The following is a 25,803-nucleotide window of genomic DNA, read 5'->3' as shown; positions in this document are numbered from 1 at the left end:
CCCCGTTATTGCGCGGCAGCCTCCTCCAGCCGCTCGCGCGCGCGCTCCTCACCGATCAGCGGCAGAAGCTCGCCCATATCGGGGCCGTGGTCCATCCCCGTCAATGCCTGCCGCAACGGGAGAAACAACTGCTTGCCCTTGCGCCCGGTGCGCTCCTTGAGCGTGGCAGTCAAATCCCGCCATGGGTCCTCGCTCCAGCTCAGCGCCTTTGCAGCCTCGCCTAGGTAGAGGCGATCCTCGTCCGAGAATTCCGGCGGGTCGATCGGGCCGGTCACCAGGCGCCACCATTCCGCCGCTTCGCCGACATGCGTGAGGTTCGGGCGAATGGCATGCCAGCCCGCCTCGTCCATGCCTTCGGGCAGGCGACGCGCGACGTCGGCGAAGTCGAGCTGGTGGACCAGGGCAGCATTGATCCGCTCCAGTTCGGCATCGTCGAACCGCGCCGGTGCCCGGCCGAAGGTAGACAGGTCGAAAGTCTCCAGTAAAACTTGCCGGTCCGCGATCGGTTCGACCGGCAGTGAAGTGCCGAGCCGGGCCAGCAGCGCGATTACCGCCTGCGGCTCGATCCCCTGCTCGCGAAACGCATCGCAGCCGAGCGAGCCGAGCCGTTTGGACAGCTTGCCCTCGTGTCCGATCAGCAGCGCCTCATGCGCAAACCGCGGCATTTGCTGCGCCGGATATAGTGCAGCAATGAGTGCGGTAAACATCTGTATTTGCACGGCGGTGTTACTTACGTGGTCCTCGCCGCGCAGCACATCGGTGACTCCCATATCGAGATCGTCGACCGCACTCGGCAGCATATAGAGCCAGCTGCCGTCGGCGCGGCGGATAACCGGATCGGACAGCTGCGCGGGATCGACTTTCTGCGCACCGCGGACGCCATCGTCCCACGCGATGGGCTCGTCATGGTCGAGCTTGAAGCGCCAGTGCGGCACCCCGCCCTCCGCCTCTTTCGCCGCCCGCTCCGCATCGCTCATCGCCAGCGCGGCACGATCGTAGATCGGCGGCAGTCCGCGGCCGAGCTGGATCTTGCGCTTCAGTTCCAGTTCCTGCGCGGTTTCATAGGCCGGATATACTCGCCCCGCCGCTTTCAGCGCCTCGAAAGCCGCTTTGTAAACCGAGAGCCGCTGCGACTGGCGCTCCTCGCCATCGGGTTCGAGACCGAGCCAGGCAAGGTCTTTCCGGATCGCATCGACATATTCCTCACGGCTGCGCTCCGCATCGGTGTCGTCGATCCGCAGCAAAAACGTGCCGTCCGCCTTCTTCGCCAGCATCCGGTTGTGAAGTGCGGTGCGGATATTGCCGACATGCAGGCGGCCGGTCGGCGACGGCGCGAAACGCGTTGTAATGGTCATGGCCGAGCCGATAGCCGAGCCCGCCTGCCATTGCGAGAGGTCAGGCGACGCGGCCTTCGCGCTTGCGCAGCACGGCTTCGCGCGCCTTGCGATAATCGACCACGTCGGGGCCGCGATCGGTCAGCGCCGCTTCCACCGCCTCGGGTGTAGCGAAGGTTTCCGCCGGAGCCGGCTTGCAGATCAGGAAGCCTTGCGCTTCCTGGCAGCCCAGCTTGCGGAGCAGGTCGAGCTGCTCTCGCGTTTCGATGCCTTCCGCCGTGCTCGCCATACCAAGCGCATCGGCAAGGCGGGTGATGCTGGAAACGATGGCCTGGCTATCGTTGTCCTCGACGACGTCTTCGACGAACTTGCGATCGATCTTGATGCGATCGAAGGGGAACCGGCGCAGGTAGCTGAGCGAGCTGTAACCGGTGCCGAAATCGTCCAGGGCGATCCGTGTGCCGAGCTCGCGCAGGCGCGCGAGCGCTTCGGGAATCCGCTTGCCCTCCTGCATCAGCACATGTTCGGTGATCTCGAACTCGATGCGGCCGGGATCGATGCCGCTGGCGTAAATCGCCTGGGCGACCTGCGAGACGAGTTGCGGGCTCCGAACTTGTGTCGGCGACAGATTGATCGCGATGCGGAAATCGCCCGCCCATGGTGCGGTTTCGGATAGGGCTTGCCGGATCACCCATTCGCCGATCGGGATTATCAGTCCGGTCGTCTCTGCGAGCTCGAGAAATTCGTTCGGCCCAATCAGGCCGCGCTGGGGATGGTTCCAGCGAAGCAGCGCCTCGTATCCGGTGGTCTCTGCGGTATCGAGATCTATCACCGGTTGGTAATGGACGCGCAGCTCGCCGCGCGAGAGCGCCTCGCGCAAGTCGTTTTCCAGATCGCGCCGCTCTCTCGCCTCGCGATCCATGGCGGGCTCGTACAGGGCGAGCGTGTCGCGTCCCTTGCGCTTGGCTGCGAACAGCGCGAGGTCCGCGCGCCGCATGAGTTCCTGCGCGTCGCACTCACCCTCGCTGCAACGCGCGACGCCGATGCTGGTCGACAGGCGATAGAGGTGCCCGTCGACTTCCAGCGGTTCCCGCACGGCGGAGAGGAAACGGTGGGCACGTTCAATGAGCATGCCCACGCCCGCCCGGCTTTCAAGCAGGATTGCGAACTCGTCCCCGCCCAGCCGCGCCACGATGTCCGATGGACGCACCTCTTCGCCGAGGCGTGCGGCAACCTGACGCAGAACCTTGTCGCCGGTGAGGTGGCCGCGGGTGTCGTTGATCGACTTGAAATCGTCCAGATCGAGGTAGAACAATGCCAGATTGGGGCTGCGGGAGTGTTTGGCTCTCAGTGCATTGCGCAACCGCTCGTCGAACTGGTGGCGATTGGCGAGCCCGGTCAGACTGTCGAAATGCGCCATATGGGCGATCTGCTCTTCGGCGCGGCGACTGTCGGTGACGTCGCGAGCCACTCCGCTCATCCGGCCATCCTGACGCGGGTGGGCGGAGAGCCGCCAGAAGCGCCTCGCACCCTCTACATGGAACTGGACGAGCAGGTCGCGGAACGGTTCGCCTGCGGCCAGATGATCGATCAGTTGTTGGCGACTGTCGGTGTCGTCGAAATATCCCGCCAGCGCGGTGCCTTCCAACGCATCGATATTGCTGCCGAAGGCGGCGGCCAGACGCGGTCCCACGTCGCGCAGGTTGCCGTTGGGCCCTACGGTCCAGAGCCAGTCGGTCGTGTGCTCCTGATAGTCGTTGAGCAGCATGCGCACGGTTTCTTCGGCCTCGCGCCGGTCGATCTCGGAGCGGACCGATCGCTTGAAGTTGCGTTCGTAGAGCCAGACCGCCGCAAGCAGCACGGACCCGAATGTGCCGATCAGCAGGAAGGTCGGCCAGCTACGCCATCCGGCGACGAGGAAGGCACACCAGCCGAATACGCCGGACAGCGCCAGAATGTGAAAGGTCGCCGCGCGGGGGCTGCCGCGATGGACGATCAGCGTGGCGCAGTAGACGGCCGTCGCGATGATCCCGAGAACCGACATTTCGCGCGGTCCAGCCACGGGCGTGAGGTAGGGAAAGATCGCCATCCAGCCGGCCGTGATGAGGCCCTGCGTGAACTGGATCAGCCCCCACCGACGCCGCAATCGCGCGAGCGGCGCTTCATCGAGCTGCATCCGGACGAAGAACGCGGCAAGGAGGCCGACGAACAGGAACTGGACGCCCGCCCAGCCCGCCAGGGATATCGGCGGGACGTCGTCGGAAAAGATGAAAGCGATGACGAAAACGGCGAAGAATGACGGCACCAGCAGGATCGCCGCGCCGCTGCGCGCATCCGCCAACCGCCAGCGCAAGCTCAGCGCCTGCGCGAGGTGCTCCCCCGAATATGTCATCGGCCTGTCAAGCGCGCCACTCCTGCCCCCGGACGTCTCGCTTCCCATTTAGTCGAGACACTATGCGCCAGTTTTCCACCGATTCCAACAGCTTCTCCACACGCACCCGAAAAGGCCCTTGGCAGCAACGAAAAAGCCCCGCGGATCGCTCCGCGGGGCCTTCGGGATTTGGCGGATGACCGGCCGGCTTATTCGCCGTCCTTGGCATCCTCGTTCAGGTACTCGCCCGCGTCGGCGTCGGTGCCGTGGGTCTCGCCTTCCATCGTCGCCAGCGGATCGTCGCCGATGGCGGCTTCGGGGCCCTGGGCGAGTTCGGCTTCATGCTCTTCCTCGGCAGTGTTGGCGGCGATGATCGCTTCCTGTGCCTTCTTCCACTGGGCGCGCAGGGCAGCGTCGCGGCTGGAGGCGGTGATGCGCATCCGGTTCATGCCCGCGCCGGTACCGGCGGGGATGAGACGGCCCACGATCACGTTTTCCTTCAGACCGATCAGCGTGTCCTTCTTCCCTTCGACCGCCGCCTGCGTGAGCACGCGGGTGGTTTCCTGGAAGGACGCGGCCGAGATGAACGAACGCGTCTGGAGCGAAGCCTTGGTGATGCCCAGCAGGATCGGCGTACCGGTTGCCGGCTGCTTGCTCTTGGTGAGCTTGGCGTTCTCCTCGGCCAGTTCCTCGGCATCGACCTGTTCGCCCGGCAGCAGCACGGTATCGCCGCCATCGGTAATCTCGACCTTCTGCAGCATCTGGCGAACGATCACCTCGATGTGCTTGTCGTTGATCTTCACGCCCTGCAGTCGGTAGACTTCCTGGATCTCGTTGACGAGATATTCGGCCAGTGCCTCCACGCCCAGCACCTCGAGGATGTCGTGCGGGTTGGGCGAACCGGAAATCAGGGTATCCCCCTTCTTCACGAAGTCGCCTTCCTGCACGTCGATCACCTTGGTCTTGGGGATCAGGTACTCGACTGCATCGCCTTCCTCGGGAACGATCGCGATCTTGCGCTTGGCCTTGTACTCGCGAACGAATTCGATCTTGCCCGAAATCTTGGCGATGATCGAATTGTCCTTCGGCAGACGGGCTTCGAACAGCTCGGCGACACGCGGCAGACCGCCGGTGATGTCACGGGTCTTGGCCGCTTCGCGGCTGGCACGGGCGAGGATGTCGCCCGCTTCGACCTGCTGGTTGTCCTCGACCGAAAGCACGGTACCCGGCGCCAGCATGTAACGCGCATGCTCGCTCTCGTCGCCCGCATCGTTGAACAGGGTCAGGCGCGCGCGCAAGTCCTCGTTCTTCTTGCGGCCCGAAGTCTTCACTTCGGTGACGACGCGCTGGGCGATACCGGTGGCATCGTCGACGCGTTCTTCCATGGTCGTGCCGTCGATCAGGTCCTGGTACTTCACCACGCCCGAGGTTTCGGTGATGATCGGGAGCGAGAACGGATCCCATTCCGCCAGGCGCTCGCCTTCCTTCACCTTGCCGCCATCCTTGTGCATCAGCACGGTACCGTAAGGCACCTTATGGATTTCGCGCTCGCGACCTTCGGAGTCGATCACGGCCAGCTCACCATTGCGGGCGAGCGACAGGATACGGCCCTTCTTGTCGACGATGGTCGGCATGTCGCGATAGACGACCTTACCGTCCGAGATCGCCTCGAGATGGCTCGTTTCGTTGAGCTGTGCGGCACCGCCGATGTGGAAGGTACGCATGGTCAGCTGCGTGCCCGGCTCACCGATCGACTGCGCAGCGATCACGCCGACAGCTTCACCGATGTTGACCGGCGTACCGCGAGCGAGGTCGCGGCCGTAGCAGGTCGCGCAGACGCCCTGGTTCGCTTCGCAGACCAGCGGGGAGCGGATCTTGGCGACCTGAACTTCGGCAGCCTCGATTTCCTTGACCATCGGCTCGTCGATCAGCGTACCGGCCTTGACGATCACTTCGTCGGTCGCGGCGTTGACGATGTCTTCTGCCGTGGTGCGGCCGAGAATACGTTCGCCGAGCGACGCGATCACCGAACCGCCCTGCACGATGGCGCGCATTTCGAGCGCGTTCTCGGTCTTGCAGTTTTCCTCGACGATCACGCAGTCCTGCGACACGTCCACGAGACGGCGGGTCAGGTAGCCCGAGTTCGCCGTCTTCAACGCCGTATCCGCAAGGCCCTTACGAGCGCCGTGGGTGGAGTTGAAGTATTCGAGGACGTTGAGGCCTTCCTTGAAGTTCGAAATGATCGGGTTCTCGATGATCTCACCCGACGGCTTGGCCATGAGGCCGCGCATACCGGCGAGCTGCTTCATCTGCGCCGGCGAACCACGCGCACCGGAATGGCTCATCATGAAGATCGAGTTGATCTCCGCCTGCACGCCGTCCTTGCCGATCGGGCGGGCCTTGATCTTTTCCATCATGGCGTCGGCCACCTGGTCGCCGCAACGGCTCCAGGCGTCGATGACCTTGTTGTACTTTTCCTGCTGGGTGATCAGGCCGTCCTGGTACTGCTGCTCGTAATCGGCAACCAGCGCCTTTGTCTCTTCGACCATGCCTTCCTTTTCTTCGGGGATGATCATGTCATCCTTGCCGAAGGAGATGCCTGCCTTGAACGCGTGGCGGAAGCCGAGCGACATGATCGCATCGGCGAACAGCACCGTGTCCTTCTGGCCGGTGTGGCGATAGACCTCGTCGATCACGTCGGCGATGTCCTTCTTGGTCAGCAGGCGGTTGACGATGTCGAAGGGAACCTTGTGGTTCTTCGGCAGGCATTCGCCGATCAGCATGCGCCCGGCGGTCGTCTCGAACCGCTTCATGGCGATGTTGCCGTCCTCGTCTGCCTGCGGGACGCGGGCGAGGATCTTGGTGTGAAGCGAAACCTGCTTCGTCTCCAGCGCCTGGTGCACTTCCGCCATGTCCGAGAACATCGGCAGCTTCTCGACCTTCTCACCCTTCTCGTTCTCGACGAACTCGGGCGTCTTCTCCTGCCGTTCCATGGACAGATAATAGAGGCCCAGCACCATGTCCTGCGAGGGCACGATGATCGGCTTGCCGTTGGCGGGCGAGAGGATGTTGTTGGTCGACATCATCAGCACGCGAGCTTCCAGCTGCGCCTCGAGGCTCAGCGGGACGTGGACGGCCATCTGGTCGCCGTCGAAGTCGGCGTTGAACGCGGCGCAGACCAGCGGGTGAAGCTGGATCGCCTTACCTTCGATCAGCACGGGCTCGAAGGCCTGGATGCCGAGGCGGTGAAGCGTCGGTGCGCGGTTCAGAAGGACCGGGTGCTCGCGAATGACTTCATCGAGAATGTCCCAGACTTCCTTGCGCTCCTTCTCGACCCACTTCTTGGCCTGCTTCAGGGTCATCGAGAGACCCTTGGCGTCGAGGCGGGCGTAGATGAACGGCTTGAACAGCTCGAGCGCCATCTTCTTGGGCAGGCCGCACTGGTGCAGCTTGAGTTCGGGACCGGTCACGATGACCGAACGGCCCGAATAGTCCACGCGCTTGCCGAGCAGGTTCTGACGGAAGCGACCCTGCTTGCCCTTGAGCATGTCGCTGAGCGACTTCAGCGGACGCTTGTTGGCACCGGTGATGACGCGGCCGCGGCGGCCGTTATCGAACAGCGCGTCTACTGCTTCCTGCAGCATGCGCTTTTCGTTGCGGACGATGATGTCCGGCGCGCGCAGCTCCATGAGGCGCTTCAGGCGGTTGTTACGGTTGATCACGCGGCGGTAGAGGTCGTTCAGATCCGACGTCGCGAAGCGGCCGCCATCCAGCGGGACCAGCGGGCGCAGCTCTGGCGGGATGACCGGGATTACCTCGAGGATCATCCATTCGGGACGGTTGCCCGATTCGATGAAGCTTTCGACGACCTTGAGGCGCTTGATGATCTTGGCGGGCTTGAGCTTCGACTTGGTGGTCGCGAGCTCTTCCAGCAGGTCTTCCTTCTCCTGCTCGAGGTCGAGATCCATCAGCATCATCTTGACGGCTTCGGCGCCGATGCTGGCCGAGAAGGCGTCTTCGCCATACTCGTCCTGCGCTTCGAGCAGCTCGTCCTCGGTCAGCAGCTGGAACTTCTCCAGCGGCGTCAGGCCGGGTTCGGTGACGATGTAGCTTTCGAAATAGAGCACGCGCTCGAGCTGCTTGAGCTGCATGTCGAGCAGCAGGCCGATGCGGCTCGGCAGCGACTTCAGGAACCAGATGTGCGCGACCGGCGCGGCCAGTTCGATGTGGCCCATGCGCTCGCGCCGGACCTTCGTCACGGTCACTTCGACGCCGCACTTCTCGCAGACGACGCCCTTGTACTTCATGCGCTTGTACTTGCCGCACAGGCATTCATAGTCCTTCACCGGACCGAAGATGCGCGCGCAGAACAGCCCGTCACGCTCGGGCTTGAACGTGCGGTAGTTGATCGTTTCCGGCTTCTTGATTTCGCCGAAGGACCACGAGCGGATGCGCTCGGGGCTGGCGATGCCGATCTGGATCTCGTCGAAAGTCTCGGGCTTCGCGAGCTGGTTGGTGAATTTGGTCAGTTCGTTCATGACTTTTTCCCTAAACGGGTGAATTCAAATGGGCGGAAGAGCGGTGGGGAGCGCTGGGCTCCCCTATTCCGCCGCGATCGCGAAGGGGTCGTCGTCCTCGTCCTCGTCGCCATGCGACTTGAGTTCGACGTTGAGGCCCAGGCTGCGCATTTCCTTGACGAGCACGTTAAAGCTCTCCGGAATGCCGGCCTCGAAGGTGTCGTCGCCCTTGACGATGGCTTCGTAGACCTTGGTCCGCCCGATCACATCGTCCGACTTCACGGTGAGGATTTCCTGCAGCGTGTAGGCCGCACCGTAGGCCTGGAGTGCCCAGACCTCCATTTCCCCGAAGCGCTGGCCGCCGAACTGCGCCTTACCGCCCAGCGGCTGCTGGGTGACGAGGCTGTAGGGGCCGATCGAGCGCGCGTGGATCTTGTCGTCGACAAGGTGGTGCAGCTTGAGCATGTAGATGATGCCCACGGTGACCTTGCGGTCGAAGGCATCGCCCGTGCGCCCGTCGTACAGCACCGACTGGCCCGAGCTGTGCAGGCCGGCCTTTTCCAGCTCCACCGTCACGTCGCCTTCGCGCGCCCCGTCGAACACCGGCGTACCCATCGGGACGCCTGCGCGAAGGTTGGTGGCGAGTTCGACGATTTCCTCGGTCGAGCGGCTGTCGATGGCGTCGGTATACTGCTCGCCATAGACATCCTTCAGCCGGTCGATCACGGCCTCGGGCGGCTTCGCCTTGGCGTAATCTTCCGAAGCGTTCGGATTGGCCTTCTTCCACTCTTCGAGCTGCTCGCCGATCTGCATGCCCAGGTTACGGGCCGCCATGCCGAGATGCGTTTCGAAGATCTGTCCGACGTTCATGCGCGAAGGCACGCCCAGCGGGTTGAGCACGATGTCGACCGGGGTGCCGTCCTCCAGGAACGGCATGTCCTCGACCGGCAGGATGCGCGAAATCACGCCCTTGTTACCGTGGCGGCCGGCCATCTTGTCGCCCGGCTGCAGCTTGCGCTTCACCGCGACGAAGACCTTGACCATCTTGAGCACGCCCGGGGCGAGCTCGTCGCCGCGCTCGAGCTTTTCCTTGCGGTCCTCGAACTTCTCTTCGATCGTCTTGACGGCTTCGTCATACTGCGACTTGACCGCTTCGAGCTGCTGTTGGCGACCATCGTCGGCAACGGCGAATTTGAACCATTCGTGCTTGTCGACGCCCTCGAGAACTTCCTCGGTGACCTCGGTACCCTTCTTCACGCCCTTCGGCGCCGCCGAAGCGGTCTGGCCGAGCAGCATGTCGCGCAGGCGGTTGTAGGTCGCACGGTTGAGGATGGCGCGTTCGTCGTTCGCATCCTTGCGGAGGCGTTCGATTTCCTCGTTCTGAATGGCGCGCGTACGATCGTCGATCTCGATGCCGTGACGGTTGAACACGCGCACTTCGACGACGGTCCCGGCAACGCCCGGCGGCAGGCGGAGCGAGGTGTCGCGCACGTCGCTGGCCTTTTCGCCGAAGATGGCGCGCAGGAGCTTTTCTTCCGGCGTCATCGGGCTTTCGCCCTTGGGCGTGATCTTGCCGCAAAGAATATCGCCCGGGTGCACTTCGGCGCCAATGTAGACGATGCCCGCCTCGTCGAGGTTGCGCAGCGCTTCCTCGCCGACATTCGGGATGTCGCGGGTGATGTCCTCGGGCCCGAGCTTCGTGTCGCGGGCCATGACTTCGAACTCCTCGATGTGGATCGAGGTGAAGACGTCGTCCTTCACGATGCGCTCGGAGATGAGGATACTATCCTCGTAGTTGTAGCCGTTCCAGGGCATGAAGGCGACGAGGCTGTTGCGGCCCAGCGCCAGCTCACCGAGATCGGTCGAGGGGCCGTCGGCAATGACGTCGCCGGCCGAGACCGTCTCACCCACCTTCACCAGCGGACGCTGGTTGATGCAGGTATCCTGGTTCGAACGCTGGAACTTCTGCAGCGTGTAGATGTCCACGCCCGACTGGCCGGGTTCGACATCGCCGATCGCGCGGATCACGATACGCGTCGCGTCGACCTGGTCGACGATCCCGCCGCGGGTCGCGGTGATGGCCGCGCCGCTGTCGCGGGCGACGGTTTCTTCCATGCCGGTGCCGACCCAGGGCGCTTCCGCCTTCACGAGCGGCACGGCCTGGCGCTGCATGTTCGAGCCCATGAGCGCGCGGTTGGCGTCATCGTTTTCCAGGAACGGAATGAGCGATGCGGCAACCGAGACAAGCTGCTTGGGGCTGACGTCCATCAGCGTGATCTGGTCGTTCGGCGCCATGAGATTGTCGCCGTCGTGGCGGGCCGAAACCAGCTCTTCCACGAAGCTGCCGTCATCGGTCAGCTCGGCCGAAGCCTGCGCGACCGTGTGCTTCTGCTCTTCCATGGCCGAGAGGTAGATCACCTCGTCGGTCACCTTGCCGTCCACGACTTTGCGGTACGGCGTCTCGATGAAACCGTACTTGTTAACGCGGGCGAAGGTGGAGAGCGAGTTGATCAGACCGATGTTCGGGCCTTCCGGCGTTTCGATCGGGCAGATGCGGCCATAGTGTGTCGGGTGGACGTCGCGCACTTCGAAGCCGGCGCGCTCACGGGTCAAGCCGCCCGGGCCGAGCGCCGAAACGCGCCGCTTGTGGGTGACTTCCGAGAGCGGGTTGGTCTGGTCCATGAACTGCGAGAGCTGGCTGGAGCCGAAGAACTCGCGCACCGCGGCCACGGCAGGCTTGGCGTTGATGAGGTCGTTCGGCATGACGGTGCTGACGTCGACCGAGCTCATGCGCTCCTTCACGGCGCGCTCCATGCGCAGCAGGCCGACGCGGTACTGGTTTTCCAGCAGTTCACCGACCGAGCGGACGCGGCGGTTGCCGAGGTTGTCGATGTCGTCGACGTCGCCCTTGCCGTCCTTGAGGTCGACCAGTTCCTTGACCACCGCGAGGATGTCTTCCTTGCGAAGCGTGGTGACGGTGTCTTCGGCATCGAGGTCGAGGCGCATGTTGAGCTTGACGCGGCCGACGGCCGAGAGGTCGTACCGCTCGCCGTCGAAGAACAGGCCTTCGAACAGCGCTTCGGCGGTTTCCTTGGTCGGCGGTTCGCCGGGGCGCATGACCTTGTAGATCGCCTCGAGGCCCTCGTCGCGGTTCTCGGCCTTGTCGACCTTCAGCGTGTTGCGGATCCACGGGCCGGTGGTGACGTGGTCGATGTCGAGCAGGTCGACGGCATCGACACCCGCAGCGTCCAGCGCTTCGAGGTTCTCGGCGGCGACTTCGTCACCCGCTTCGATGTAGATGCGACCGGTCTTCTCGTCGATCATGTCGCGCGCGGCATAGCGGCCGAAGATTTCCTCGGTCGGCAGCAGCAGCGTTTCGAGACCGTCCTTGGCAGCCTTGTTGGCGGCTCGCGGGCTGATCTTCTGGCCGGCGGGGAACACTTCCTCGCCCGTCTTGGCATCGACCAGCGGGAAAGCCGGCTTCTGGCCGCGCCAGTTTTCGGCGACGAACGGGATTTCCCATCCGTCCTTGGCGCGCTTCCAGCTGACGATGTCGTAGAAGTGGTGGAGAATGTCCTCGCTATCGAGACCGAGCGCATAAAGCAGCGCGGTGACCGGCAGCTTGCGCTTGCGGTCGATACGCACGTTCACGATGTCCTTGGCGTCGAATTCGAAATCGAGCCAGGAACCGCGATAGGGAATGATGCGGGCAGCGAACAGCAACTTGCCCGAGCTGTGCGTCTTGCCTCGGTCGTGGTCGAACAGCACACCCGGCGAACGGTGCATCTGCGACACAATCACGCGCTCGGTACCGTTGACGATGAAGGTGCCATTGCCCGTCATCAGGGGCATGTCGCCCATGTAGACGTCCTGCTCCTTGATATCGAGGACCGAGCGGGTTTCGGTTTCCTGGTCGACTTCGAAGACGATCAGGCGCAGCGTGACCTTCATCGGCGCGGCATAGGTGATCCCGCGCTGCCGGCATTCGACGATGTCGTATTTCGGCGGTTCGAGTTCGTAATGGACGAAATCGAGTTCGGCGGTGCCGGCGAAGTCGCGCAACGGGAAGACTGAACGCAGCGTCTTCTCCAGCCCCGAAACATGGCCCTTTTCCTTGTCGGAACGCAGGAACTGCTCGTAGCTCTCGCGCTGGACCTCGATCAGGTTGGGCATGTCGACGACTTCGTGGATGTCGCCGAAGATCTTGCGGATACGCCGTTTCGCGGTGCCCGACGATGTGTTGCGGGGTGCCTTCGCCTTGGTAGCCATAAAGGTGCTGTGCCTCGTATCAGTGCTGCATCGGCCCGCAGAACAGGGCCGGAAGTTCATGTCTCATGCGCGTGAGAAGCCATACGGGACGCGAAAAAGCCGCAGGACATGCACACCCGGTCGGGCGGCGGCTGCAGCTCTTCTAGAACGTCGCGATATGGAAACGCCGCTTCCATCCTGGTTCCGATCCCCGCGCATGAATCGGACTCGCTCGAAGCGGTCGGTCGAGAGGGCATATAGGGAGCCACCGGCGCAGGGTCAAGCGGCGGACGCTCCGACAGGCATATCGTTTTTCGATATTATCGATTGACGATAAGGACGAAACGGCTCATATCGAAAATCGATAAGGGAGACTCGCTCGTGTTCGGAACCACCATCTGGCTGTTACGCATCGCAAACTGGCTCAACTGGATCGGGGCCGTGCTTTTCGCATTGCTCCTTGCTGCCCTGCTGCTGGCGAACGAGCACTTCTATCCAGCGATCACGCAGGCCTTTGAAGTTCAGGGGCGGCAGGCGGTCGAGGCCGTGTGGACATGGCTTGTGTCGGCATGTGCCCTCGTCGTGCCGATGGCGGTTTGCATCCATCTCATTTTCACTCGGCTCATCGCCTTGCTCCGGGACGCGGCCGAAGGTCGGGCATTCAGCGAGTTGAACGCCAAGCGCCTCATGATCGTCGGCTGGGCGCTGCTGGTCGTCAACATTCTCGACCTCGTATTCGGCCAGATTTCGATCTGGGCGAGCGAAGCCAGCGGCGAGTATTTCGGCTGGACTTTCTCGCTTACAGGATGGTTCGCTGTACTGCTGCTGTTCCTGCTGGCGCGAGTCTTCCGCGAGGGTGCTGCCATGCGCGAAGATCTGAAGGGCACCGTCTGATGCCCGCCGAAGATACGCACGCCATCGCGGTCCGGCTCGACGAGCTGCTGCAGGATCGCGGCATGACGCTGACCGAACTGTCCGAACGCATCGGACTGACGCTCGCTAACCTATCCATCCTCAAAACCGGCAAGGCGAAGGCGATCCGCTTCTCCACGTTGGAGGCGATTTGCCGCGAACTGCAGTGCCAGCCGGGCGATCTTCTGAACTACGACAAGTCCAAGGGGGACAATCGATGAGGAACTTTCTGACCGCCTTTCGCGACGTGCATCGCAGCAGCCTCGCCTTTGCTGCCGCCCTGCCGCTCGTCTTCGCGATCCCGCTGGTCGCCGAGTTCGTCCAGCACGTGATCGAAATGCAGATCGGCATGTACGACGGCGTGGAAGGAGCCAAAGCCGTGGAGAACGATCCGGCGCGCATGTGGTTCGGCTCCGCGAAGGTCGCGGCGTTGAACGTCGTCGGCTATTTCGTCATCCGCTGGCTGCATTGGGGTGGCGACCGGGCTTTCGCTCTCGCTTTCCCGCGCAAGGCGGTCACGCTCTTCGGCCTCATGCTGGCGCTGAGCCTGTTGCTTGCGTGGCTTTCGCTGTTCGTCTGGACCGACGGCTACATGGGGATCGGGTTCTTCGTCTTTTCCCTCATCTTCATGCCGTTGATCGTGCGGTTCGTGGTGGCGGCCCCGCTGGGCATTCTCGTCACGCCGGCCCAATCGATCAGGGTCATGGCAGGCGACGCGATATTTGCGATTATCTTCTCGATCGCGGCGATCCTGCCGCTCATGGCGATACACTACGCTTTGGGCATCGGCGCGATATTCGTCGAGGGCGACGGGCTGAAGTGGATGCTGCTGGTCGTCGACAGTTTCGTGACCGCACTACTCGGCATCGTCATGGTCGCGGCGCAGTACACGATTGCCACCCGGCCTGCGCCGATCGAAGGCGCTGCAGCGGGAACATCGGCGAGTTGAGGCCATTTCCACTGCAAACCCACGGAGACAGATCATGAAAACATCCGCCCTTCTCGCCGCCCTTCCCCTAACCATCGCGCTGGCCGCCTGCGGAGAAGCGCCCGACGGGGGAGACACGGCAGACCTCGCGCCCGAGGCCGTGACCGCTGGAACCGGCGAGACGACCGACGAGACGTACCAGCCGGGCGAAGACGGCCCGCTGCAGAACGACGTCGTGCCCGCCGACGAAACCATGGAGCCGATGGACGAGCCCCCCGTCATGGACGAGGACATGGGCACCCCTCCCGCAGAATAATTGAGAGCCCGGCGAAACGCGCTTTCGCTTGACTCTCCGCCAGAAAAGCTTAGAGGCCCGCCCCCGAAGGCGGGTGTCTTTATATCCGCCCTCATCCGTCCGAGACAGTTGGTGACCGGGATTGGCCGGTCTTAATTTCCGGCCTAGACGGGGAAAAGAGATTTTCCGGTGGGCCTTGCGCTCGCCGTTTCGCGTCAGAACTCCAAGCAGTCCGGCGCACTCCTTCCCCCATCAACGGACTCGCCCGTGTCGCCTAGGTGACATGGACAAACGTAGCCGGTCGCTGCGGGTTCGCCCGTTTCGGCCATAGTGAAGGAGTATGGCATGGATCGTTCGCAAAAAGCCGACGCGGTCGCCCAGCTCAGCGACGTCTTCAACCAGGCAGGCGTGGTCGTCGTGACCCGCAACCTGGGCCTTACGGTCGCCCAGTCGACCGAACTGCGTACGAAGATGCGTGAAGCCGGTGCGTCCTACCAGGTCGCGAAAAACCGTCTCGCCAAGCTCGCCCTGAAGGACACCGACTATGCGGGAATCGAAGAATTCCTGAGTGGTCCGACCGCCCTCGGTTATTCCGAGGATCCGGTCGCTGCGGCGAAAGCCGTGGTGGAGTTCGCCAAGACCACCGACAAGATCGAAATCGTCGGCGGTTCGATGGGCGCAAACGTACTCGACGAAGCTGGGGTCAAGGCACTCGCCTCGATGCCGAGCCTCGACGAACTGCGTGGCAAGATCGTGGGTCTCGTCAACGCCCCGGCAACGAAAATTGCCCAGGTCGTCAACGCACCCGCAGCCAAGCTCGCCCGCGTTTTCGGTGCCTATGGCGCCAAGGAAGCCGCGTAAGAGCTGGTTCTCGCAAAGAACACATATTCATCGGGGTCGATCCGTTCGGACGCCCCGGCCTATTATTTGGAGTGAAACATCATGGCCGATATCGCCAAGCTTGTTGAAGAACTGTCGAAACTGACCGTCATGGAAGCCGCCGAGCTCGCCACGGCGCTGGAAGAAGAGTGGGGCGTCAGCGCCGCCGCTGCTGTTGCCGTTGCCGGGCCCGCCGCCGGCGGTGCTGACGGTGGTGCTGCAGCCGAAGAAAAGGACGAATTCGACGTCGTCCTGACCGGCGATGGTGGCAAGAAGATCCAGGTCATCAAGGAAGTCCGCGCCATCACCGGCCTGGGCCTGACCGAAGCCAAGGCTCTTGTCGAAGGCGCGCCCAAGCCGCTCAAGGAAGGCGTCAACAAGGCGGAAGCCGAAGAAATCAAGGGCAAGATCGAAGCAGCCGGCGGTACCGTCGAGCTCAAGTAAGCTTCTTTCTTACTTTCGAAATCGAGGAAGGGCGGTGCCAGCGATGGCGCCGCCCTTTTTCGTTTCGTACGCCACCCGGGCGTTGGCTGCACGTGGTTTCCCTACAATACGGTCCCGGCGAGCCGGGCAGCAGCTCCACTGAGGCAAACGCCCGTTAACCAAGACCGGAAACCGTAGATTGACGATGGCGACCTAATCCATGCTGCATGGAAAAGCGCCTCACCTTTCCGAACCGCAAGGTCTTCGCCACGCTCGGCCTCGGACTCTCGGCTTGGATGACTGCCGCTCCGGCGACGGCGCAGGTTTACGCACCTGTGATCCTTCCCGCCCTGAGTTCGGCCTTGTCGACGGGCGTGTGTCCGGTTGCAGCGTCCGCGTCCCTCGCATCGTCTGGACCGACCGGTACGGGGGTCTCGAAGGCATCCGCGATTCTCGGCGGTGCGTCCAGTGCGCTCGAAACGATCCGCGCACGGCAGGATGGGTTCGAAACGATGGGCCCCTTGATGCCGGGGGCGGGAACGGCCGAACCGCCGGTCGAAACGATGTCCACCACGGCAGCGTTGGCCCTTCCCCCGATGGCAGACTGCGCTTCGAGCCCAGGGACGGCGCCCGCCAGACTGGCGCAGCTTTCTTCACCCATTGCCGACACAAGCTTGCCGGGACCGAACGACTTCCTCGCCAGCCGCCGGGTGCCGATCGCAACGACCAATTTCGACGCCTCGTGGGACCGGGTGAATCGAGAACGCGGTTCCGTGGGTCGCTCGGCGCGCCAGTTGCTCGGACAGTCCGAGGGACTCGAGGACAAACTCGCTATCGTTAATCGCTGGGTCAACCAGCGGATCACCTACAAGGAAGATCGCGACCTGTTCGGGCAGGCCGACTATTGGGCCGGACCCCGCAAGACCCTGCGCCTTGGCCAAGGCGACTGCGAAGACTACGCTCTTTTGAAGATGCACATGCTCGCTGCAGCCGGTGTGCCGCGCGAGGACATGTTCCTGACCATCACACGGGATCTCGCGCGCAGGGCCGATCATGCAGTGCTGATCGTGCGTACTCCGGACGGGTTCCGCATGCTCGACAATGCAAGCGACGCCGTTCTCGACGCCAGCTCGGCCAACGACTACCGGCCGGTGTTGAGCTTCAGCGGCCGCAAGAGCTGGCTGCACGGCTATTGATCGCCGGCGTCACCGTTCGGTCATCGCCCGATCCAGGGCCTTGTTTACCGGCTTGAACAGGTAGGTCAGGATGCTGTGGCGTCCGGTAATGATCTCCACGTCGCAGATCATGCCCGGCACGATCGGCAGGCGCTGGCCATTCTTGACGATGAACGACCGGTCGGTTTCGATGACCACGGTATAGTAAGCCTCGCGTTCGGCTTCGTCGTAGATGCTATCGGCCGAAACCTGTTGCACCTTGCCGCGCAGCCCGCCGTAGATCGAGAAATCATAGGCGGTGACCTTCACATTCGCGCGATCGCCGACCTTGATGAAGGCCCGGTCGCTCGGAGCGATGCGGGCTTCTACCAGCAGTTTGTCGCCAACGGGCACGACCTGCATGATCTTCTCGCCCGCATTCACGAACCCGCCCACCGTGGTAATCTGGACGTCATTCACGATCCCGTCGGCAGGCGCGCGCAGTTCGTTGCGCTGCTGGCGCGCTGCAGCGCCGCGGATCGATTCCTCATTGACCGCGAGGCGCGTGGTGACTTCGCTGCGCTCGGCAAGCGCCTGCTGGCGAAAATCGAGGCGTGCCTGGCTGAGATCCGCCTGCGCCTGCCGGATAGCCGCCGAAGACCGGCCCACGGCCTGCCGCGCCGCAGCCAGCCGGCCCTGGGTGTCCACGAGGTCCCGCTGCGCCTGGATCAATTCGGTTTGCGGGACGATATTCTTCTGGGCCAAAGGCTCCAGCATCTGCACCTGTTCGCGCGCGAGCCGTACGCTGTTTTCGAGGGCCGAGGCAGTCGCCTGCGCTTCCTGCAGGTCGCGGCGGCGCTGTTCGATGGCCGAGCCGAGCGCGCTCTCGCGTGCCCTGGCCGTCGCGGTGCGCACCTGTTGCAGCCGTCGTTCTTCGGCGCACAGGCTGCCCGCCTCGCACCCGGCCGCTCCGCCCGATGCTTCGTTCTCCAGCCGCTGGGCCCGCGCAGCAAGCCTGCGGTTTTCTTCTTCGAGCTCGCCCAGGGCGGAAGCCGACTGGGTATCGTCGAGCCGGACGAGGAGGTCGCCTTTGCTGACCGATTGCCCTCCACGGACCAGAATCTCCGAGATGACGGCCGGTTCGGCCGGCTGGACAAGCTGCGCCTTGCTCGACGGAATAACCTTTCCGGTGCCGCGGGTAATCTGTTCGACCTGGGCGAAGGCCGACCATGCGAGGAGCAGCAGAATCCCGACGGCCGCAATCGCGATCAGGCGCTGCGGCGCATCCATGCCCGCGAAGCGATAGCGCAACCCGCTCATTCTCCGCCTCCCGCACCCATCGGCTCGACGGAATTGCCTGCCTGCCCTGCAAGAGTGGCGCGATAGCCCGCGCTGGCGGAAACGGGATCGGGAATGCTCAGCGTCCAGCCCGTCGTCGTATCGAGCCGCCCGCCCACATCGGAAGCCGCGTGCCGATCGGTCACATCGGGTGCAACGGTGGTGCCGGGCACCAGATCATGCGCGATCTCTGCGCCCGCTTCTTCCTCGCTCGCGAAGCGGTCCCGCAGCTGGGCGAAATTCACCGTGGGTATCGCTTCGCGGCCCGACCAGGCGCGGTTGAATGCCATTGCCGAGCCCGCCCTGCCGGGAAAGCGATAGAATATATGCCGACCGATCTGCCGGATCTTGCCGAGGGTGAACGCCCAGCGCGGCACGACGTAATCGGCATGATAATGCGTTGCGGTGCCGACTTCGGGAGCCCTGCCGCCATCGAGCATATCGCGGGCGATCCGCTTGGCCGATGCCCAGTGGCTCGCCATCGGTTGGCGCAGCAACGACCCGTCGCAGGTGAAGCTGAACTGGCAGACGGGGCGCGACACCCCTTCGTAGACCACGCCGCAAACACTGTTCGGATAGGCGGGGTGTGCGACGCGATTGAGAACGACCTGCGCCACGGCACGCTGCCCCGAAACCGGTTCAAGCGCCGCTTCGTAATAGATCGCCTGCGCGAGGCATTTCTCGGCCGTCGCGAGACTGCCGGCAGACATGTCCCGGCGCGATATGTGGCCGGGTTGCTCGAGCCGCAATCTGGCCAGCGGGATCGCCGCGTTGCGGGCCTCCGCGCTCTCCGCCGAGACGCTGAGCGGCTGGTCCTCGCCCGTCGACATCTGGGCGATATCGCCGACGTCCGGCACCTGTGCCAGCTCCATGGCCTGCGCTTTTTGCGGCAGGGGTGCGATCGAAGGCGCTGCGGCCAGAAGGCATCCGGCCACCACGGTCAGAATGCCGCCGATGCGCGCGATCGGGAGGGAGGTCACGCCGGGTCCCCTTTCGCCAATTCGGATCCTGCCTGCTTCAAGACGTCCTGCACCGGACCATCCGCAACGATTTTGCCGCCATCGAGCACGATGAGCCGGTCGCAAATGGAGAACAGGGCCGGCCGGTGGGTCGCGATGATCAGCGTCTGTTGCGGCGCCAGAGCCTTGCCGAGACGCTCTACCAGTAGCTTTTCCGTGTGGCTGTCCATCGCACCGGTGGGTTCGTCGAGGAACAGGACCTCGGCATCGGTGACGAGGGCGCGTGTCAGCGCCATAAAGGCACGCTGCCCCCCCGACAGCATGCGGCCATCCTCGCCCACGGGGCGGTCGAAGCCACCTGCGTCGCGAGACAGGAATATGTCGGCCCCGGTTTTGCGCATCGCCTCGATCAATCGCTCGTCGGCTATGCCGTGACCGGAGATGGCCAGATTGTCCTTGATCGACCCGGTGAACAGCACGGCGTCCTGGCCAACGAAGCGCAAGGCCTGCCTCAACAATTCGGGCCTGAACTGACGGGCATCGATGCCATTCAACAGAAGGCTGCCATCGCTTGGCGGGTATAGCCCGCAGATCACCCTGCCCAGCGTCGACTTGCCCGAAGCGACCCGCCCCACGATGGCGACCTTTTCCCCGGGCGTGATCGTCAGATCGATTCCCGAAAGGGCGGACTGTGCCGTGCCTTCATAGGCGAACGAGAGGTTTTCCAGCCGGATCGTCGGCTTTTCCAGGGCCCCCAGCGCCAGACTACTGCCCTGCTTGCGTTCGTCCCCACCTTCGAAGAGCTTCTCGATACTGTCGAGCGCTTCTTGCGCCTGCCGGCCACGTGTCAGCAGGTAGGCAATCTGGCCCGCGGGCGCGAGCGAGCGGGACGAAAGCATCACGATGGCGATGATCGCGCCCATCGTGATGTCGCCGTTGGCGAACAGGTAATAACCGCCGACGATCAGCGATACGGTCGAAACTTGCTGGAAGGTCTGGGCCAGGCCGACCGCCAGCGAATTGATATCGCGCAGGCGCTGCTGGGAATGGCTGCCGATGTCCGCCAGCTTGTGCCAGCGCGACAGCATCGTCCCCTCACCCGAGACGCTCTTCAGTGTCTCCATGCCTGCGAGCGATTCCACCAGCATCGTCTGCTGGAGACCGTAATCCGCCTGTGCGTCCCGCGCCGCGTCGACCACCTTGCGCTGAAGCACGTAACCCGCCCCCAGCATCGCGAGAATGATCGTCAGCGGGACCAGCGCGAGCCAACCGCCGATGATGGCAATCACACCCACGAAAACGAACAGGAACAGCACGTCGATGACCATGACCAGCGTGGTCGAGGCGAAGAAGTCCCTGACGATTGCGAATTCGGACACGCGCGCAGCGAGCGATCCGGTGTGCCCTTTTCGCTCTTGCAGCGGGGAAGCAAGCAGGCGGCCGAAGATCTTTTGCGACAGTTTGAGATCGAGGCGACGAGCAGTCTGGTCGACCACCGCGGTCCGGGCCCGGCGCAGGAAGAATTCGAGCCCGAAGGCCAGAACCACGCCGACGGCGAGGACCCAGAGCGTTTCGGCCGCGCGGTTCGGGATCACGCGATCGTAGACATTCATGGTGAAGATCGGCAGCGCAATGGCCAGCAGATTGATCAGGAACGATGCGAGGAAAACCGGGCCGAAAGACCGCCGCTCCTTGCGCATTTCGGTCCAGAACCAGTGGCCGCGCGCCTTGGCATGCCAGGGCGCCTCGCTCTCGCGCATTTCGTCCGGATCGCCGAAAACCCGATAGAGCGTCCCGGCATAGCCCCCGGCAAGCCGCGCATGCGCCTCCCACTGTTCCAGCCCCGTCTCGGGTCGCCAGACGAGAATCTCGCCATCGCGCGCATCAAGCAGGAGTGCGGCTTCTCCATCGGCGAACTTCACAATGGCGGGGTAGTTGGCGGCCCCGACCGGGAGCCTGCGCGGATTGGCGGGATCGAAGTTCAGGCGCGCAAGATCGAGCGCCGCCCCGGCCTGGTGCCAGGGAAGAATGCCGCGCTCGTTCTTGGGCAGCTGAACGAGCAGCGTGGTGTCGAAAGAGGGGCCGAAGCGGCGCGCGGCTTCCGCGATACACTCGCTGAGCGAGTCTATCTCGACGCCTGCCTCAATTTCCCCCTCTTTGGACATCATCTATTGTCCCGCTCCACCCTCAGCCCGGTTCGACCCGGCGCTGCAATTCCGCAGGAACCGGAGGCCCGAAGTCGAAGCGTTCGCGCTCCGCCGCCCCGGCGCCGGCACCCGGCGCGATCTGCAACGCGTCGAGGAAGTTATTGGTAGCAGCAAGGGTCTGATACTGCGCAAACAATTGCGAGAAGCGTGCCGTTTCGAGACGCACCTGCGTGTTGTAACGCGTGTTCTGCGCATCGAGCACATCGAGCAGTGAACGCCTGCCGACATTGAACTGGCTTCTGTAAGACAGGAGCAAATCGTCGCTGACCTGGCTCTGGCGGTCGAGAGCCTGAACCACCCGCCCCTGCGTTTCCAGCGCCTGCCAGGCGAGGCGAACGTCTTCCTCGGCCTGCCGCTGGCGATCGTGCAGGGCGTAGCGCGCCACGCTGGCCTGACGGATCGTCTCCTGCGCGCGGGCGTATTTGATGCCGCCATCGAAGATATTCCAGCGCATCACGACGCGCCCCTGGATATCGTTGGTCTCGCCGGCAAAACCGTCGATATCCTCACCGACGCGCCCTCTTACTTCGAGGCCGACGGTCGGCCAGTAATCGCCCTCGGCCGACTTCACGAGCGCGTTGGCGGCATCCACGTCCGCCTGCGCTTCGCGAACCAGCGGGTTGCGCAGCCGCGCCTGCCCAACCGCCGTCTCAAGGCCTGGCGGCATCGCCGATGCGAGATTGGGCGGCATGCTCGCGCCCGTTACGTCGAGTCCGGTCAACCGACGCAGGCTGATAAAGGCGTTCTGCAAGCCCTGCAGCGCCTCTTCCTGCTGCACGAGCGCCGCTTGCAACCGCTCTTCGGCCTGCTGGCGATCCGCGATGCTGATCGATCCCTGCTCCACCCCCTGGCCGAGATCGGCCACGAGGCTGCGATGAAACGCCGCGTTGTCCTGCGATGCTGCGGCAACGCGCTGCTGCAGCAGCACATCGAGATACTGCCGCGCCACTTGCAGCGCGACGAATTCCGAACGCTCGACAACGCGCAGCGATGCACCGTCGACCCGTGCTGCCTGCCGCAGCAATTCACCGCGCCGCCGACCGAAGTCGAGCACGGTCCATTCGCCGGTGATGCCGGCTTCCAGGGGATACAGCTCGTCGGAAGCGATACCGAGGGTGCGGCGGGTATTGTTCTCCAGTCGCCGCACTCCGGCAGAGGCCTCGATATCGACCCGCGGGTAGTACAGACCCTGCGCCTGTTCGCGTTCGAACTCGATCGCCTCCTTGTTGAACTGCGCCTGCAGGATTTCCGGGTTGGACTGCATCGCGACGGCGATCGCTTCCTGCATGGTCACGGACTGGGTGTCGCCAGGCACTGCTTCCACCGCGGCGGTCTGGGCCATCGCTGCGGGCGCCACACCGCCGAGCAGAGCTGCGCCGATGGCTATAAGGGTTGGCTTACGCATGATTTCCCTCCTCCTATTGGTTGACCAGGATTTCGACGCGCCGGTTCTGTAGTTCGCGCACGCCATCGTCCGTCGGCACACGCGGGTTTTCCTCGCCGCGCGCCGTAGTATCGATCGATCCGGTCGCGATCCCGCGCGAGCCCAGGAGGCTGGCGACGGCATCCGCACGCCGCTGGGACAGGTCCATATTATAGGCGCTGCTGCCCGATCGATCGGCATGGCCGACCACGTTGAAACTGCGCCAGCTGCAAGCCGCCGCATTCTGGGCGACATAATCTGCAATCTGGCTGGCCTCCGTCCCGGGTACGGCGGAATCGAATTCGAAGAAAATCAGGCCGGGCAGCTCGGTGTTGCAGGCTTCGGCAGGAGGGGGAGGCGGCGGCGGCGGCGCCATCGCCCGCGTCGTCTGCGTCATGCGCGCATAGGCATCGCGGCATTTGCCGAGCGATACGGGATCCCGAGCCCGCGATTTGAGATAGCCGAGCGCGATACCGCACTGGACCTTGGCTTCGGATGCCCAGATGAACCGCGCGTCGTTCGCTTCGACCACCGCAGCGTCATCGGTAAGCGCCAGAGCCGCATCGTAGCGCTGCTGCGTCTCGCCGCGCAGCGACGAAATGTCCCTGTCCTGCCAATTGTCCTGGGCAGCTACGGGCGACGCTGCCAGCGCCAGCATGGCACTGGTGCCCACCACCATGATTTTTGTTCTTGTCATTGTTTCCCCCTGTTTCCTCCGAGATGGTCAGACGTCGGTCGGCGTATTCACCTGAATTTCGGCATCCGGCAGCACGGCCTGGCGTGCCAGCCCCCCGACATCGAATTCGACCTGCATCGCCAGCAGGCTCGCCATATCGTCGAAGCCCGCGGACCCGGCGCTCTCGATCGTCGTGATGTCCTCGGCAAAATGCTCGACCAGGCGATCGATCTCGGCCTCTGCCGCAATGTCCGCGATGGCCGGATGACTGTCGCTCGCGGCTCCACTTGCTGGAGCTTCAGCGGATGTCTCGGCCATCGCCAGCAAGGCTTCCATACCCGTCGTGTGATCGCCCAGAGGGACCGCGCTGGCAGAAAGCCCGGTCACCTCGATGTCGCTACCGTCGTACTGGAACGATTGGTCAGCGCCGCGCAACGCACTCCCTGCGACTGCCAGCGATGGCATGTCGGGAACGTCCTGCGCGGACAGCGTGGCACCATCGGGAACGACTGGGGCGAATTCCAGATTCATGCCGGTGCCCAAGCTTGCAGCATGTTCGAACGGCGCCGGCGTGGCTTCGAAAGCGACCGGTGAGGCAATGGGCTGCAGACCGATGGCTTCGAACCGGGCATCGCCGATCGGCAATTCGATGTGCGCATCGTGCTCGAACAACTGGTGGTTCATTGCGAGACCGACTGCGGCGGCCGCCATGGCACCTACACCTGCCTGGCGGGCCATGCCGTGATGCGGCAGCGCCAGAGAAAGCGAAGCTCCGACCAGCGACGCACCGGGCATTGCCTCGTCGATATTGGCGGCCAGCAATTGCACGGCCGCGCCATCGAATTCCGCCAAGGTCTGCGCGCTGCTTGGCGCACCGCTCACCGTAGGTGTGGTCGCGGTAATCGTTAGGCCCGCCGTGCCGGACACATCTCCGTCGAAATCCACCACTTCGACCGGCACGCCCCAGGTCACCGGGTCGGTAGTGATCGAAGACCCGCCGAACCCGCCGATCTGGAACGGCTCTCCGCCGACGTGTTCGTATTCGACGCTATTGAAGCCATCGTCGGTGAACACGGCGATCTGCGTACCGACCTGCGAATTCCCGGGATCGCCCTCGACGTTGTCGACCGTCACCGATCCGTCGGCGTTGAAGGTCACCACGAACTCGCGACCGTTGACGGTATAGGTGCCGCTGGCCGTCATCAGGTTCTCGCCTCCCGGCCCCTGATAGCCGACGCCGCGATAGACGATCGAAACGCCCGTAATGACATCCATCGCTCCGTCACCGACATCGTTCTCGGCGCGCAGGGTGTTGGGCGGATCGGTGGGCGACAGGCCGTCGTCGTCATCGAATGCGGAAATCCTGACGCTGGAGCCGCTGGTGCTTTTGAACAGGGCGAAAGCGCCGTTGACCGTGTAGTGATGGTCGAAGTCGAAGTCGCGGTTCGCAGGGCGATCGTAATCGCCCGTACCGTCGGCCGGATTCCCGGTCAGGTCGACCACGAAATCCACCCTGAAGGTCTCGGTCGCTCCGACTGCCGAACCCTGGCCCGGACCGCCGCCGACGCCACCGGCGAAATCGTTGGAGTTGATCGTACCGTCGTCGAGGCCGTTGACCTGTGGGGTCAGCAGCAGATCGAGACTGTCGTTGTCGATATCGGTAGTCGCGTCCTCGTTATTGGGGACGAAGCCTGCCCAGCTCGAATTGCCCCCGACGAAATTGTTCGTCAGCGGGTTGAACGTGATGTCGCTGGTCGAATCGATCGTTCCGTCCATGTCGACGCGATAGGTTGCCGTTGGCGGGTCGAGCGTAATTTCGAAAATCACCACGCCGCCGGCAACACCCTGCAGCGTGTGGTCGTCGACGCGATTGTAGATGATCGGCTGGAAGCTCGAGGTTAGGCCGCTGTCGGTCCCGTCGATGCTGTCGGGGAACCGGACGGTTCCCGGTCCATCCGCGCCATAATTATCGGCCAGCGAACCATCGAGATCGAGCAGGAACGGCCCGCTGATCGGCGCGGGACCGTTCGTCACGCCTGCCGGGCCGCCCGTGACGGCCACCGGACTGTCGTCATCGACCGTCACGGTCAGCGAGCCGGTGGCCGTGACGCTGTCGCCATCGGCATCGGTGCCTACCAC

At 63.7% G+C, this 25,803-nt stretch carries 16 protein-coding genes and 1 pseudogene; 7 read left to right on the top strand and 10 right to left on the bottom strand.

Annotated features, from left to right (window positions below):
* Nucleotides 1-5 precede the first annotated feature (5 nt).
* The 4 genes from gltX to rpoB form a co-directional block, all read right to left on the bottom strand.
* On the bottom strand, nt 6-1,355 hold the full coding sequence (gltX, locus tag ACSH0F_RS04860) for a glutamate--tRNA ligase (RefSeq protein ID WP_435200425.1): 1,350 nt from the start codon (nt 1,353-1,355) through the stop codon (nt 6-8).
* Between the two features lie 40 nt (nt 1,356-1,395).
* A complete protein-coding gene (locus ACSH0F_RS04855; protein ID WP_435200423.1) occupies nt 1,396-3,726 on the bottom strand; it encodes a putative bifunctional diguanylate cyclase/phosphodiesterase in 2,331 nt (776 codons plus the stop codon).
* A 188-nt stretch (nt 3,727-3,914) separates the two neighbouring features.
* A complete protein-coding gene (gene rpoC, locus ACSH0F_RS04850; RefSeq protein WP_435200421.1) occupies nt 3,915-8,243 on the bottom strand; it encodes a DNA-directed RNA polymerase subunit beta' in 4,329 nt (1,442 codons plus the stop codon).
* Nucleotides 8,244-8,306: 63 nt separating this feature from the next.
* Nucleotides 8,307-12,491 (bottom strand): DNA-directed RNA polymerase subunit beta, encoded by a 4,185-nt coding sequence (gene rpoB, locus ACSH0F_RS04845; RefSeq protein ID WP_435200419.1) that lies wholly within the window; start codon nt 12,489-12,491, stop codon nt 8,307-8,309.
* A gap of 360 nt (nt 12,492-12,851) precedes the next feature.
* On the opposite strand from rpoB, the gene ACSH0F_RS04840 reads away from it, so the two are divergent.
* The 7 genes from ACSH0F_RS04840 (at nt 12,852) to ACSH0F_RS04810 (ending at nt 17,103) form a co-directional block, all read left to right on the top strand.
* Nucleotides 12,852-13,364: a DUF2975 domain-containing protein gene (locus tag ACSH0F_RS04840; protein ID WP_435200417.1), complete on the top strand. Its 513-nt coding sequence runs from the start codon at nt 12,852-12,854 to the stop codon at nt 13,362-13,364.
* On the top strand, nt 13,364-13,603 hold the full coding sequence (locus tag ACSH0F_RS04835; protein WP_435200415.1) for a helix-turn-helix domain-containing protein: 240 nt from the start codon (nt 13,364-13,366) through the stop codon (nt 13,601-13,603). The genes ACSH0F_RS04840 and ACSH0F_RS04835 overlap by 1 nt, the downstream gene beginning before the upstream one ends.
* Nucleotides 13,600-14,331, top strand: a complete 732-nt coding sequence (locus ACSH0F_RS04830; protein WP_435200413.1) for a hypothetical protein — start codon at nt 13,600-13,602, stop codon at nt 14,329-14,331. The genes ACSH0F_RS04835 and ACSH0F_RS04830 overlap by 4 nt, the downstream gene beginning before the upstream one ends.
* A 34-nt stretch (nt 14,332-14,365) precedes the next feature.
* The gene (locus ACSH0F_RS04825) at nt 14,366-14,626 is read left to right on the top strand and encodes a hypothetical protein (RefSeq protein WP_435200411.1); all 261 of its coding nucleotides are present in this window, start codon (nt 14,366-14,368) and stop codon (nt 14,624-14,626) included.
* Between the two features lie 324 nt (nt 14,627-14,950).
* Nucleotides 14,951-15,466 carry a 50S ribosomal protein L10 gene (gene rplJ / locus ACSH0F_RS04820; RefSeq protein ID WP_435200409.1) on the top strand — a complete coding sequence of 172 codons (516 nt, stop codon included), beginning with the start codon at nt 14,951-14,953 and terminating at the stop codon, nt 15,464-15,466.
* A gap of 81 nt (nt 15,467-15,547) precedes the next feature.
* The gene (rplL, locus tag ACSH0F_RS04815; protein WP_435200407.1) at nt 15,548-15,928 is read left to right on the top strand and encodes a 50S ribosomal protein L7/L12; all 381 of its coding nucleotides are present in this window, start codon (nt 15,548-15,550) and stop codon (nt 15,926-15,928) included.
* A gap of 206 nt (nt 15,929-16,134) precedes the next feature.
* Complete coding sequence (locus ACSH0F_RS04810) at nt 16,135-17,103, top strand: transglutaminase-like cysteine peptidase (RefSeq protein ID WP_435200405.1); 969 nt, start codon at nt 16,135-16,137, stop codon at nt 17,101-17,103.
* Between the two features lie 9 nt (nt 17,104-17,112).
* Here ACSH0F_RS04810 and ACSH0F_RS04805 read toward each other — a convergent pair whose 3' ends face one another.
* The 6 genes and pseudogenes from ACSH0F_RS04805 to ACSH0F_RS04780 all read right to left on the bottom strand — a co-directional run.
* A complete protein-coding gene (locus tag ACSH0F_RS04805) occupies nt 17,113-18,381 on the bottom strand; it encodes an HlyD family type I secretion periplasmic adaptor subunit (RefSeq protein WP_435200403.1) in 1,269 nt (422 codons plus the stop codon).
* The gene (locus tag ACSH0F_RS04800) at nt 18,378-19,379 is read right to left on the bottom strand and encodes a cell wall hydrolase (RefSeq protein WP_435200401.1); all 1,002 of its coding nucleotides are present in this window, start codon (nt 19,377-19,379) and stop codon (nt 18,378-18,380) included. Before ACSH0F_RS04800 ends, ACSH0F_RS04805 begins: the two co-directional genes overlap by 4 nt.
* A complete protein-coding gene (locus tag ACSH0F_RS04795; protein ID WP_435200399.1) occupies nt 19,376-21,526 on the bottom strand; it encodes an ABC transporter transmembrane domain-containing protein in 2,151 nt (716 codons plus the stop codon). Before ACSH0F_RS04795 ends, ACSH0F_RS04800 begins: the two co-directional genes overlap by 4 nt.
* Nucleotides 21,527-21,545: 19 nt before the next feature.
* Nucleotides 21,546-22,970 (bottom strand): TolC family protein, encoded by a 1,425-nt coding sequence (locus tag ACSH0F_RS04790; RefSeq protein ID WP_435200397.1) that lies wholly within the window; start codon nt 22,968-22,970, stop codon nt 21,546-21,548.
* 13 nt (nt 22,971-22,983) lie between these two features.
* Nucleotides 22,984-23,685 (bottom strand): OmpA family protein, encoded by a 702-nt coding sequence (locus ACSH0F_RS04785; RefSeq protein WP_435200395.1) that lies wholly within the window; start codon nt 23,683-23,685, stop codon nt 22,984-22,986.
* Between the two features lie 27 nt (nt 23,686-23,712).
* A pseudogene (locus ACSH0F_RS04780) lies at nt 23,713-25,803 on the bottom strand (hypothetical protein); the annotation flags it as partial.

This window comes from Qipengyuania sp. 902 (genome assembly GCF_051195295.1).
Taxonomy (GTDB): Bacteria; Pseudomonadota; Alphaproteobacteria; order Sphingomonadales; family Sphingomonadaceae; genus Qipengyuania.
The sequence above is the reverse complement of the archived record's forward strand: the minus strand, read 5'-3'. Positions and strand labels throughout refer to the sequence as shown.